Below are 12,490 nucleotides of genomic sequence, written 5' to 3' on the forward strand. Positions count from 1 at the left end.
CGACAATTTTGACGGGACGGGTCTCGACCGCCGCGAGGCGTCGATCTTTGTCCGCAACGGGATGGTTCAGGAAGGCTGGCGGGGGGTGGGATGAATGGTGGGCGCACAAGGGATCGAACCTTGGACCTCTCCCGTGTGAAGGGAACGCTCTCCCGCTGAGCTATGCGCCCGGGACCATCATGCAGGCGGCCGGACTTTCGGCCGGCCGGCGCATTGGAGCCCGCGATTTAGAAGTGCGGGCCAAAGGTGTCAAGTTTCCAGGCGCCCCGCGGCCCGAAAACCTTCCGGAGTTCACGCAATCCGGCGACGGGACCGCTTTGGGGCCGTTTACGCGCCCTGCTGGCGGGCGCGGGAGGCGTGGGCCTGGAGTGCGCGGATGCGCTCGGCGAGCGTTCCGCCGCCTTCGGGCAGGGTGCCTGCGGCCGCGCCGTTGGTCGCAGCGTCGTTGGCCGGGCGCGGTGCCGGTCTCGGGGGCTGGCCGGCCTCGGCCGCGAGCAGGGCCTCGATCGGCGAGTTCGGGCCTTCGAGCTGCATCGCGAGCTTGGCCACCTCGGCGGCGATGTCGTTGATGCGCTCGCGCAGCAGCGCGTTCTCCATCCGCTCGGTCGCCCAGGAGCTTTCCGCCTGCTGCTGGATCGCGTTGAGGTCGCGCTGGAGTTTTGCCCGCTCGTCGCGCGCGCTGCGCAGTTGCTCCTCCAGCGCGGTCTTTTCCGCGCGGATCTGCTCCATGGCGGCCGACGACTTGCCGCCGCTCAGGGCTGCGATCTCGACGCGCAGCTCCTTGACGGTGCGCTCGTTGCCCTCGTTGGCCTGGCGGAGCTGGTTGTTCTCATAGTCGCGCTCGGCAAGCAGCTTGCCCTGGGTGGCGAGGCGGCCTTCGAGATCGCTGACGCGGCCCGACAGCATCTCGGCTTCCTTCACCTGCAGCATGAGCTGGCGATCGAGCTCGGTGACGCGCTGGCTCAGATTCTCGACGCGGCCGCGCGCGTCGCCGAGCTCGCGCGAGGCGGTCTCGGATTCGGTGCGCTCCTGCGTCAGCCGGGCCTGCGTCGTGGCAAATTCCTTCTCGGCATCGCCGACGCGGTTCTTCAGCTCTTCGATCTGCGCGCGTACAGCCAACAGCTCGACCTGGCGGCTCTCCGCCATCATCGAGCGGTCGGACAGTTCGGAATTGATCTTTGCCAGCTCGCCCTGCTTGTCGCTCAGCGCAATCTCGGCCTCGCGCAAGGATGCGGTCTTGGCGTTGAATTCCTCTTCGGTGGCGCGCAGCTGCTCCTTCACCGCCTTCTCGCGCGCCTCGAGTGCGAAGATCGTGGCGTTCTTCTCGCCGAGCTCGATCTTCATGCGGTTGATGGCGTCGCTCTTCTTGCCGAGTTCGGCGAGCTGGCTCGTGGTCTTGTTCTTGAGCTGGTCGACGCTCATCTCGAGCCGCCGCGCCGACATGGCGAATTCGGCGCGGAGCTGGTCCTTGTCGGCCTGGATCTCGGCCATCGACAGCGGCGTGGCGGCCTCGAGCCGGCGCGTGGTCAGGCGTACCGCGCGGTTGTGCACCAGCGGCACGATGGCAAGCCCGCACAGCATCGAGAGCAGGAAACCGATCGCCAGGTACATGATCGGTTCGACCATGGGCCAGAACTCCAAAGCTAAGGAAAAATTTACCAACGACATTGCATGCGGGGCCGGCAAAAAGCCAGCCCCGACACGTCGTTAACCTTGATCCGTCGCCTGAGGGGAAAGCGGGGACGCTAGAACGGGTTCCAGGTCGCGCGCGGGGTGAATTTCAAATAGCCGATATTGGCTCCCAGCCGCAGGCCGAGTCCCGAGCGGATCGGCACCAGCACGATGTTGTTGGCGGTGAGCGCCGTCATGCCGAAGCCGCCGATGATGTAGGCCGAGCCGTCGAGGCCGGCGAAGCGCTGGTAGATCGCGTTGGTGGCGGGCAGGTTGTAGACCAGCGTCATCGTGCGCGCGCCGTCGCCGCCCCAGTCGAAGCCGAGCGAGGGGCCCTGCCAGTAGACGCGCAGGTCGCCGGCGTTCTTGGTGTAGAGCGTGCCTTCGCCGTAGCGCAGGCCGGCGACGAAGGCACCGGACCCTTCCTCACCCAAGATGTAGCCGTTGGGCAGGCCCCATTGGCTGACCGCCTTCTCGATGATCGAGGCGAGGCCGCGCGAGACGTTGCCGAAGAAGCGGTGGCCGGCGGTGACGAGCTCGTCCGGCCCATAGGTGCCGGGCGTCGGGGTCCGCTGCGGCGGCGGCAGATCGGGCGGCGGCGCCTGCTGGGCGGAGGCCGGCACGATCCAGCCGACCATCGCGGCAAGCGCGAGCGCAGCAAGGCGTGATGCGAAAGTCATAAAAGAACCCCTGGTATCGAATCCGGTCGCTTCCTTAACCTGACGCCAACAGGCGCGGCTCTAGGTTGCGCCGGATGTCCCCTCGACTCGGATGTTATCCGCAGCAACTATGACGGCACAACGGCAGGAAGATAGCCCATTGCGCCCCGGAATTGCCTTGATCGGGCGCCTGGTCTGCCTTCTGGCGGGCATTTGGATCGCCTCTTGCGGAATGTCGGCACAGGCCGCCACCACCGAGCGGATCGTCGTCAATCGTTTCAGCGGCGTGGCCATCGAGGGCTTCGACCCCGTGGCCTATTTCGTCGACGGCGCGGCCGTGCAAGGGACGGCCGAGTTCGAGGCGAATCTCTGGGGCGCGGTCTGGCGCTTCCGCAACGAGGGCAACCGGGCCGAGTTCCTGGCCCATCCCGAAATCTACGGGCCGCAGTTCGGCGGCTACGATCCGGCCGACATCGCCCGGGGCGTTGCCATCGCCGCCAATCCCCGCTTCTACGTGATCTCAGCTCAGCGGCTCTATCTGTTCAGCCGGGAAGCCAATCGCGACGCCTTCGCCGCCGATCCGGAACGCTTCCTCTACGAGGTGGGCAAGCGCTGGCCCGCAATCCAGGACCAGCTCGGTCAGTAGCGGTTTTACAACCTCAGAGGCCTGCTCGGAGTTTTGCCGCCTGCGAGTCGCCCCAGGCGATGAACTCCGGGATGATGAAGCCGCCATCGTGCCGCTCACCGAAGCGGAGCTCGCCGCCCCTGCCGTCGGTCACCCGGCCGCCGGCCGCGGTCACGACCGCGCAGCCGGCCCCGACGTCCCATTCACAGGTCGGCCCGAAGCGGGGATAGATGTCGGCACTGCCTTCCGCGATCCGGCCGAATTTCACGGCCGAGCCGGCCGTCCGTCTGACGGCATTGGGCCTGTTATCGATGAATGCCTCGCTTTTGGGATCGCCGTGCGAGCGGCTCACCGTCGCGATCCAGGGCTCGCCCTGTGCCGGCAATTTGCGGGTATGGATCGGCACGGCAGCGCCGATGGTCGTGCCCTCAAAGCTCACACGCTCGGCACCACGGCCGACGATGCCGCGCCAGAGCAGCCCGAGCGCGGGCGCGGACACGATGCCCAGCAGCGGCACACCTGACGTTACCAGGGCAAGGTTGACGGTGAACTCGTCGCGACCGGCGACGAACTCCTTGGTGCCGTCGAGCGGGTCGATCAGGAAGAAGCTGCCCTGGAACGGCGGCGAGGCGAGCTGGGTCCGCTCCTCCGACAGCGTCGGCACGTCGCCCGCAAGCTGCGCCAGGCCCTCGGCGATGATGCGGTCGGCGGCAAGATCGGCCTCGGTCACCGGCGAGCCGTCCTGCTTGCCTTCGACCCGCATCGTCGCGCGGTTGACGCTGAGGATCGCTTCGCCCGCCCTCACCACCAGCGTGGTCAGCGGCTCCATCAGGCCGGATGCGGCCGCCCCGTCGATGATCCGCTTCACCTGCATGCCTCATTCATCGGCAATTCCGTTCCCTCGACTGATTCGCCGGCGGCTTTAGGGCCGCCTCGACCCTATCGCAAGCTAGCTGCCGCGGGCTTGCGAATGTTAGAACCCGCGGCATCGCCAAGCATGCGTGATTCGCCGCGTCCGTGCCGTGCAATACCAGGAAACCTTTATGTCTGACGCCTCGTCACCCGGTACCGCTACTGCTCCCGATATGCTCGAACTCGCAGCGCTGCTGTGCTCGCGGGTTTGTCACGATCTCATCAGCCCTGTCGGCGCCATCGTCAACGGGCTCGAAGTGCTCGACGACGATCCCAAGCCCGACGATCGCGAGTTCGCGCTCGACCTGATCCGCAAGAGCGCCAAGACCGCGTCCGCCCGCCTCCAGTTCTGCCGGCTTGCGTTCGGTGCCGCCGGCTCTTCCGGAGCCCAGATCGATCTCGGCGACGCCCAGACCATGGCGCGCGGCCACATCGAGGACGGCAAGTGCTCGATCACCTGGAATCTGCCGCGGCTTCTGCTGCCGAAGAATCGCGTCAAGCTGCTGCTCAACATGCTGGTTGTTTCCCAGCACACGATCCCGCGCGGCGGCATGCTGACGATCGATCCGATCGGCGAGGGCGAGACGATGAGCTTCCGCATCACCGCGACCGGGCATAATGCGCGCCTGCCGCAGAACATTTCCGAGCTCCTGAGCGGCGAGCGCGGCCCTGCCGCGGACGCGCACGCGATCCAGCCTTATTACACCCGGCTGCTGGCGCAGGCCTGCGGGCTCACCGTGACGCTCAAGCTGGAGGGCGAAGCCATCATCATTACGGCTTCGTAAACGGGCGGCGTCATCCGCAAGGATTAATCGAATCTTTACGAGGCGCTTCGGCTTGTCCGGAGCGCCTTATCTCTTTGTTGGTTCCGTTCTTTTGCACATACTCAACCATTATTAAACGCTTTGCGGTGAAGCTGGCCCCATTCCGAATTGGCGCATCACGTCTCGTGCGCGCCCTCCCTGTATGAAGGCCTGTTTTCATGGATGATCTGTTGCGGGAGTTTCTGACGGAGACCAGCGAGAGCCTGGATACCGTGGACAACCAGCTGGTGAAGTTCGAGCAGGAGCCGAACAACGCCAAGATCCTGGATAACATCTTCCGCCTTGTCCACACCATCAAGGGCACCTGCGGCTTCCTCGGGCTGCCGCGACTGGAAGCGCTGGCGCATGCCGGCGAGACCCTGATGGGCAAATTCCGTGACGGCATGCCGGTGACGGCCGGCGCGGTGACGGTGATCCTGGCCTCGATCGACCGCATCAAGGAAATCCTGGCCGGCCTCGAGGCGACCGAAGCCGAGCCCGAAGGCACTGACCGCGATCTCATCGACAAGCTGGAAGCGATGGTCGAGCAGGGCATGGCGGCAATGGCTGCCGGCGCCGCTGCTCCCGTCGCCGAAGCGCCGCCGCTGGTGCCGGAAGCACCTGCTGCCGTTGAAGCTGCGCCCTCCAGCCAGGGCTTGCTGATCGACCAGACCCTCGAGCGCCCGCTGCGTCCGGGCGAAGTCTCGCTCGACGAACTCGAGCGCGCCTTCCGCGAGACTGCGATCGAAGCACCGGCACCTGTTGTCCAGGCCGCGCCCGCTGCTGAAGCTCCCGCGCCTGCCGCCAAGGAAACTGTGAAGGAAACTGCCAAGGAAACTGCGAAGGAAGCCAGGGCGCCCAAGGACAAGGCCGCGCCGAAGAAGTCGATGGCCGACGAGGGCGCCTCCGAGGGCGACCGCATCGCCAACCAGTCGATCCGCGTCAACGTGGATACGCTGGAGCATCTGATGACCATGGTCTCCGAGCTGGTCCTGACCCGCAACCAGCTGCTGGAGATCTCCCGCCGCAACGAGGACACCGAGTTCAAGGTGCCGCTGCAGCGGCTCTCCAACGTCACCGCCGAGCTGCAGGAAGGCGTCATGAAGACGCGCATGCAGCCGATCGGCAACGCCTGGCAGAAGCTGCCCCGCATCGTCCGCGACCTCTCGAGCGAACTCGGCAAGCAGATCGAGCTGGAGATGCACGGCGCCGACACCGAGCTCGACCGCCAGGTGCTCGACCTGATCAAGGACCCGCTCACCCACATGGTGCGCAACTCCGCCGATCATGGCCTCGAGACCCCCGCCGAGCGCCTCGCGTCTGGCAAGGGCGAGCAGGGCACCATCCGTCTGTCCGCCTATCACGAGGGCGGCCACATCATCATCTGCATCGCCGACAACGGCCGCGGGCTCAACACCGAGAAGATCAAGGCCAAGGCGATCTCCTCGGGTCTGGTCACCGAGGCCGAGCTCGAGAAGATGAGCGAAGCCCAGATCCACAAGTTCATCTTCGCACCGGGCTTCTCGACCGCGGCCGCCATCACCTCGGTCTCGGGCCGCGGCGTCGGCATGGACGTGGTGCGCACCAATATCGACCAGATCGGCGGCACCATCGACATCAAGTCGGTGGCGGGCGAGGGCTCCTCCGTCACCATCAAGATCCCGCTGACGCTCGCCATCGTCTCGGCGCTGATCGTGGAAGCTGCCGGCGACCGCTTCGCGATCCCGCAGCTCTCGGTCGTCGAGCTGGTGCGGGCCCGCGCCAACTCCGAGCACCGCATCGAGCGCATCAAGGACACCGCGGTGCTCAGGCTCCGCAACAAGCTGCTGCCGCTGATCCATCTGAAGAAGCTGCTCAAGATCGACGACGGCGCCGCTTCCGATCCCGAGAACGGCTTCATCGTGGTCACGCAGGTCGGCAGCCAGACCTTCGGCATCGTCGTCGACGGCGTGTTCCACACCGAAGAAATCGTGGTCAAGCCGATGTCGACCAAGCTGCGTCACATCGACATGTTCTCCGGCAATACCATTCTGGGCGATGGCGCCGTCATCATGATCATCGATCCCAACGGCATCGCCAAGGCGCTCGGCGCCGCCGGCTCCTCGGCCCATGACATGGGTGACGAGAACGGGGCGCACCACATCGGAAGCGGCGAGCAGACCACCTCGCTCCTGGTCTTCCGCGCCGGCTCGTCGCAGCCCAAGGCGGTTCCGCTCGGGCTCGTCACCCGCCTGGAAGAGCTGCCCGCCGACAAGATCGAGTTCTCCAACGGCCGCTACATGGTGCAGTACCGCGAGCAGCTGATGCCGCTGGTCGCCATGGAGAGCGTCACCATCGCCAGCCAGGGCGCCCAGCCGATCCTGGTGTTCGCCGATGACGGCCGCTCCATGGGCCTCGTCGTCGACGAGATCATCGACATCGTCGAGGAACGGCTCAACATCGAGGTCGGCGGCTCCGCCTCCGGCATTCTCGGCTCGGCCGTGATCAAGGGCCAGGCCACCGAGGTGATCGACGTCGGCCACTTCCTGCCGATGGCGTTCGCCGACTGGTTCACCCGCAAGGAGATGAAGCCGTCGATGCACTCGCAGTCGGTGCTGCTGGTCGACGACTCGGCCTTCTTCCGCAACATGCTGGCGCCCGTGCTCAAGGCGGCCGGCTACCGCGTCCGCACCGCGCCGACCGCGCAGGAGGGCCTCGCCGCCCTGCGCGCGCAGACCTTCGACGTGGTCCTGACCGACATCGAGATGCCCGACATGAACGGGTTCGAGTTCGCCGAAGTGATCCGCTCGGACAACAATCTGGGCTCGATGCCGATCATCGGCCTGTCCGCGCTGGTGTCGCCGGCGGCGATCGAGCGCGGCCGTCAGGCCGGCTTCCACGACTATGTCGCCAAGTTCGACCGTCCCGGTCTGATCGCGGCGCTGAAGGAGCAGACCGCGGGCGCCGCCGGCGCCTCGGAGCTGAGCCGGGCAGCGGCGTAAACGGCAGGATCAGGAGACACGCACATGAGCAAGAAAGCCCAATCCACCGAAGGCGCCATGGTCGAATACGTCACCGCGATGATCGGCGGCCAGCTGTTCGGGCTGCCGATCTCCCGCGTCCAGGACGTGTTCATGCCCGAGCGCGTCACCCGCGTGCCGTTGTCCTCGCGCGAGATCGCGGGCGTGCTCAATCTGCGCGGCCGCATCGTCACCGTGGTCGACATGCGCGCCCGCCTCGGCCTGCCCAAGCCCGAGGACGGCAAGACCCCGATGGCGGTCGGCGTCGATCTGCGCGGCGAATCCTATGGCCTGCTGATCGACCAGATCGGCGAGGTGCTGCGGCTTGCCGAGGACGGCAAGGAGGAGAACCCCGTCAACCTCGATCCCCGCATGGCCAAGCTCGCCGGCGGCGTCCACCGTCTCGACGGCCAGCTCATGGTCGTCCTCGACGTCGATCGCGTCCTCGAGCTCGCGCCCGAGATGATGGCGGCCTGATACGGCGGCATCGCTGCCGACGGACTTGCAATTGGAAGTGCCCCCGCAAAAGGGGGGGAAGCAGAGGTTCACATGCGAACTTGTCTCGTCGTTGATGATTCCAGCGTCATCCGCAAGGTTGCGCGCCGGATCCTGGAGGGCCTCGACTTCCAGATCCTCGAAGCCGAGGACGGTGAGAAGGCGCTGGAGGCCTGCAAGCGCGGTCTGCCCGACGCGGTGCTGCTCGACTGGAACATGCCGGTGATGGACGGCTACGAGTTCCTCGGCCATCTCCGGCGCATGCCCGGCGGGGACCAGCCCAAGGTCGTGTTCTGCACCACGGAGAACGACGTCGCGCATATTGCGCGCGCGCTCCATGCCGGCGCCAACGAGTACATCATGAAGCCCTTCGACAAGGACATCGTGACCGCGAAATTCCAGGAAGTCGGCCTTATCTGAGCGACCGCCCGGAGGCTGAACGGCTCCTTCGGCGTTTGTTTTCAACTGACCGTTTCAGTCTGAGTTGGTGAGTAATGAGTGTTGCGTTCGCAGGTAATTCGACCCCGGGCTCGTCGCGCGAAGCCGGACCGCTGCGGGTGATGATCGTCGATGACTCCGTCGTCATCCGCGGTCTGATCTCGCGCTGGATCGGTGCCGAGCACGACATGGAGGTCGCGGCCTCGCTGCGCACCGGGCTCGAGGCGGTCAACCAGATCGAACGCATCAACCCCGACGTCGCCGTGCTCGACATCGAAATGCCCGAGCTCGACGGCATCTCGGCGCTGCCGCAGCTCCTGGCGAAGAAGCGCGATCTCGTCATCATCATGGCCTCGACGCTGACCCGCCGTAACGCGGAGATCAGCTTCAAGGCGCTGTCGCTCGGCGCGGCCGACTACATTCCGAAGCCGGAATCGACGCGCGAGGCGTCGGCCGCGGACATCTTCCACCACGACCTGATCCAGAAGATCCGCCACCTCGGCGCACGGCTGCGCCGCAAACCTGCCGTTGCGAGCCCGCCGCTGGCGCCTGCCAGCCCTGCTGCACCGGCCGCGCGTGCTCCGGCTGTCGCACGGCCCGCCGCGCCCGCACCTGCCGTGCATGCGCCGTCGTCGTCTTCGCCGCTATCCACGCGTCCGTTTTCGACCCAGGCACCGAAGGTGCTGTTGATCGGCTCGTCGACCGGCGGTCCGCAGGCGCTGATGGCGCTCGTCACCGAGCTCGGCCCGGTGATCGACCGCGTCCCGGTTCTGATCACCCAGCACATGCCGCCGACCTTCACCACCATTCTCGCCGAACACCTGGCGCGATCGAGCCGCAAGCCGGCGGCCGAGGCGGTCGACGGCGAGCCGGTGAAGCCGGGGCGGATCTATCTGGCGCCCGGCGGCAAGCACATGCGCGTCGTGCGCAGCGGCGCCGACGTGGCGATCGCGCTCGACGACGGCCCCGCCGTCAATTTCTGCAAGCCCGCGGTCGATCCGCTCTTCACCTCCGCCATCGACATCTGGCATGGCGCCATCCTCTCCGTGATCCTGACGGGCATGGGCTCGGACGGCATGCGCGGCGGCAAGGATATCGTCGCCGCCGGCGGCAGCGTGATCGCGCAGGACGAAGCCTCCAGCGTCGTCTGGGGCATGCCGGGCGCGGCGGCCAATGCCGGCATCTGCGCGGCGATCCTGCCGCTCAACCAGATCGGCGCCAGGGTCAACCGCCTGTTCGCGGGAGACCGTTCGTGACACCGGTCGACTATGAGTATCTGCGCAAGTTCCTGAAGGAGCGTTCCGGCCTCGATCTCTCCGCCGACAAGCAGTATCTGGTCGAGAGCCGGCTTCTGCCGCTTGCCCGCAGGGCGAGCCTTCCCGGCATTCCCGACCTCGTGCTGAAGATCAGGAACGGCGACGGCCGGCTTGCGACCGACGTGGTCGAAGCGATGACCACCAACGAGACTTTCTTCTACCGCGACAAGATTCCGTTCGATCATCTGCGCGAAACCATCATGCCGGGCCTGCTCCAGGCGCGCGCGGCGCGCAGGTCGCTGCGGATCTGGTCGGCGGCGTCCTCGACGGGGCAGGAGCCCTATTCGATCGCGATGTGCGTGAAGGAGATGGGCGCGGCCTTCGCCGGCTGGCGCATCGAGATCGTCGCCACCGATCTGTCGCAGGAGGTGCTGGAGAAATCCAAGGCCGGCGTCTACAGCCAGTTCGAGGTGCAGCGCGGCCTGCCGATCCAGCACCTGATGAAGTATTTCACGCAGACCGGCGAGACCTGGCAGCTCAATGCCGACATTCGCGCGATGGTGCAGTTCCGCCAGCTCAATCTGCTGCAGGACTTCTCCCATCTCGGCACGTTCGACGTGATCTTCTGCCGCAACGTGCTGATCTATTTCGACCAGGCCACCAAGGCGGTGATCTTCGAGCGGATGGCGAAGGGCCTGGAAGCCGACGGCACGCTGCTGCTTGGCGCCGCCGAATCCGTCGTCGGCATCACCGACGCGTTCCGCCCGATCGCCGAGCGGCGTGGTCTCTATCAGCTCAACCCCGCGCGCTCCGGCCGCCCGATGGGCGGACTGATGCCGCCGTCGCTCAAGGTTGCCGCGGCAAGGTGATCATTCTTCACCCTCTCCCCTTGTGGGAGAGGGTGGCTTCGCGATAGCGAAGCCGGGTGAGGGGTCTCCATCCTCACGAACGGTCTCGCGAGTGGAGAGAACCCCTCATCCGGCGCTTCGCGCCACCTTCTCCCAAAAGGGGAGAAGGGAAGAAAACTAACCCTCACAGGATCGCATGCGGCAGAAACCGCGAGCCGTTGCCCGTGATCGGGCTTTCGTCCTCGCGGATCGACAGCCCGCATGGCTCGTGATCCACCAGCCAGCTTCCGATCACCGGATAGAAGCCCGAAAAATTCGGCAGCGGTGACAATGCCTGCCGCACGAATCCTTCGGCGCCGTAAGGTCCTGCCTGCTCGTCGGGCGGGAGTCCGCCGGACACCAGCGTGACGTTGGCGCCTTCGCGCGACAGCAGCGGCTTGCGGACGTAGGAGCTGCCGAGTTCTGCGGCGCGCGCGTCGTCCTCGAAGAAGGCCGGCAGCAGATTGGGATGGTTCGGAAACATCTCCCAGAGCAGCGGCAGGATGCCCTTGTTGGAGAGTACCGCCTTCCACGGCGGCTCGATCCAACGTGTCGGCGCGCTCGCAAGCTTTGCGCCGAAGGCGTCGTGGAACATCCATTCCCAGGGATAGAGTTTGAAGGCGAGCGCGATGTCGCGGTCGTCGAGATCGACGAAACCGCCGGCCTCGTTGCGCCAGCCGATCTCCTCGATGTCGAGCAGCGTGGTGGAAAGTCCCGCCTGGCGCGCGGTGTCTTCGAGATAAGCGAGGGTGCCGGCGTCCTCCTCGTTGCCGGTGGTGCCGGTGAGATGGACGTGGCGGCTGGCCGCAATCTCCTTCCACGCCGCGATCAGCCGCTCGTGGATGGAGTTGTACTGGTCGGCGCGCCCGGGGATGATGCGCCGTTCGATCGCCTGCTCGAGCCAGGTCCATTGAAACACCGCGGCTTCGAAGATCGAGGTCGGCGTATCCGCGTTGTATTCGAGCAGCTTTGCCGGGCCCTTGCCGTCGAATGTCAGGTCGAGCCGGCCGTAGAGGCTGCGGTCGTCTCGCTCCCAGCTCTCGGCGATCAGGCTCCAGAACGCTTCCGGAATCTTCAGGCGCCGCAGGTGGCGCTCGTCGCCGATCACGCGGCCGGCAAGCTCCAGGCACATCGCGTCGATCTCGCCGGTCGGCGTCTCGATGCCGCGCTCGATCTCGTCGAGGGTGAAAGCATAGTAGGCGCGCTCGTCCCAGTAGCGCTCGCCGTCGATGGTGTGGAAGGCGAAGCCGCATTGCTCGGCGGTCTGCCGCCAGTCGTCGCGCTCGGGGCAGACGATGCGTTGCATGGATCAGCCGCCGCTCGAGAAGCCATGGCCGAACGAGCCGAAGCCGCCGCGGCTCACGCTGCCGGAGCCCGAATCGGACGACGTTCCCGACGAGGGATGGGACGAGGAGTCGCTGCTGAAGAAGCTCGATCGCGACGACCAGCGCGAGCTGCCGCCGCTCGAGGAGCTGCTTCTGCCGCACGCGGTGCCGGCCTGCACCGGCGTGTCCGCGCCCGGGACCGTCGCACCGGGGGCTATCGCCCCGGGGACTCTCGCCCCGGCAGGACCGGGCTCGCAGTGCTGCCGCGGCATCAGCGTGTAGGCGGTGGTGCCGACCGCAATCGTGCCCATCACCAGCAATGCGACGTGGCCGGAGCGTTTCGCCGGCCGTTGCGAAGGCGGCGGCCCGGCCGGCGGCCGGCGTTTGCCGAACTCCTTTTTGGAGGGTTTGTCGGCCATG

At 66.4% G+C, this 12,490-nt stretch carries 12 protein-coding genes and 1 tRNA gene; 7 read left to right on the forward strand and 6 right to left on the reverse strand.

The window, feature by feature from the left end:
- Positions 1–95 precede the first annotated feature (95 nt).
- The 3 genes from JQ572_RS04330 to JQ572_RS04340 all read right to left on the reverse strand — a co-directional run bounded on the left by JQ572_RS04330 (position 96) and on the right by JQ572_RS04340 (position 2,351).
- Positions 96–170: transfer RNA gene (locus tag JQ572_RS04330), tRNA-Val, on the reverse strand.
- Positions 171–327: 157 nt separating this feature from the next.
- A complete protein-coding gene (locus JQ572_RS04335; protein ID WP_211381717.1) occupies positions 328–1,626 on the reverse strand; it encodes a coiled-coil domain-containing protein in 1,299 nt (432 codons plus the stop codon).
- Positions 1,627–1,745: 119 nt separating this feature from the next.
- A complete protein-coding gene (locus tag JQ572_RS04340) occupies positions 1,746–2,351 on the reverse strand; it encodes a DUF1134 domain-containing protein (RefSeq protein WP_211381718.1) in 606 nt (201 codons plus the stop codon).
- Between the two features lie 139 nt (positions 2,352–2,490).
- On the opposite strand from JQ572_RS04340, the gene JQ572_RS04345 reads away from it, so the two are divergent.
- Complete coding sequence (locus JQ572_RS04345) at positions 2,491–2,976, forward strand: YHS domain-containing (seleno)protein (protein WP_211382411.1); 486 nt, start codon at positions 2,491–2,493, stop codon at positions 2,974–2,976.
- A gap of 13 nt (positions 2,977–2,989) precedes the next feature.
- Here JQ572_RS04345 and JQ572_RS04350 read toward each other — a convergent pair whose 3' ends face one another.
- Positions 2,990–3,829: a 3'(2'),5'-bisphosphate nucleotidase CysQ family protein gene (locus JQ572_RS04350; RefSeq protein ID WP_211381719.1), complete on the reverse strand. Its 840-nt coding sequence runs from the start codon at positions 3,827–3,829 to the stop codon at positions 2,990–2,992.
- 169 nt (positions 3,830–3,998) lie between these two features.
- Here JQ572_RS04350 and chpT point away from each other — a divergent pair, with 169 nt between their 5' ends.
- The 6 genes from chpT to JQ572_RS04380 all read left to right on the forward strand — a co-directional run bounded on the left by chpT (position 3,999) and on the right by JQ572_RS04380 (position 10,727).
- Positions 3,999–4,652, forward strand: a complete 654-nt coding sequence (gene chpT, locus JQ572_RS04355) for a histidine phosphotransferase ChpT (RefSeq protein ID WP_211381720.1) — start codon at positions 3,999–4,001, stop codon at positions 4,650–4,652.
- A 197-nt stretch (positions 4,653–4,849) separates the two neighbouring features.
- Positions 4,850–7,651 carry a hybrid sensor histidine kinase/response regulator gene (locus tag JQ572_RS04360; protein ID WP_211381721.1) on the forward strand — a complete coding sequence of 934 codons (2,802 nt, stop codon included), beginning with the start codon at positions 4,850–4,852 and terminating at the stop codon, positions 7,649–7,651.
- 24 nt (positions 7,652–7,675) lie between these two features.
- Positions 7,676–8,146: a chemotaxis protein CheW gene (locus tag JQ572_RS04365; protein ID WP_211381722.1), complete on the forward strand. Its 471-nt coding sequence runs from the start codon at positions 7,676–7,678 to the stop codon at positions 8,144–8,146.
- Between the two features lie 72 nt (positions 8,147–8,218).
- A complete protein-coding gene (locus tag JQ572_RS04370) occupies positions 8,219–8,584 on the forward strand; it encodes a response regulator (protein WP_007600538.1) in 366 nt (121 codons plus the stop codon).
- Positions 8,585–8,658: 74 nt separating this feature from the next.
- Entirely contained in the window at positions 8,659–9,858 is a 1,200-nt protein-coding gene (locus JQ572_RS04375; RefSeq protein ID WP_211381723.1) for a protein-glutamate methylesterase/protein-glutamine glutaminase, read from the forward strand.
- A complete protein-coding gene (locus tag JQ572_RS04380) occupies positions 9,855–10,727 on the forward strand; it encodes a CheR family methyltransferase (RefSeq protein WP_211381724.1) in 873 nt (290 codons plus the stop codon). The genes JQ572_RS04375 and JQ572_RS04380 overlap by 4 nt, the downstream gene beginning before the upstream one ends.
- 163 nt (positions 10,728–10,890) lie before the next feature.
- Here the strand turns inward: JQ572_RS04380 and JQ572_RS04385 are convergent, their stop codons facing one another.
- Positions 10,891–12,051, reverse strand: coding sequence for a glutathionylspermidine synthase family protein (locus JQ572_RS04385; protein ID WP_211381725.1), 1,161 nt, complete (start codon positions 12,049–12,051; stop codon positions 10,891–10,893).
- 3 nt (positions 12,052–12,054) lie between these two features.
- A complete protein-coding gene (locus JQ572_RS34985) occupies positions 12,055–12,489 on the reverse strand; it encodes a hypothetical protein (RefSeq protein ID WP_249128815.1) in 435 nt (144 codons plus the stop codon).
- Between the last annotated feature and the right edge of the window lies 1 nt (position 12,490).

This window comes from Bradyrhizobium sp. SZCCT0153, from assembly GCF_018129995.1.
Lineage (GTDB): Bacteria > Pseudomonadota > Alphaproteobacteria > Rhizobiales > Xanthobacteraceae > Bradyrhizobium > Bradyrhizobium japonicum_G.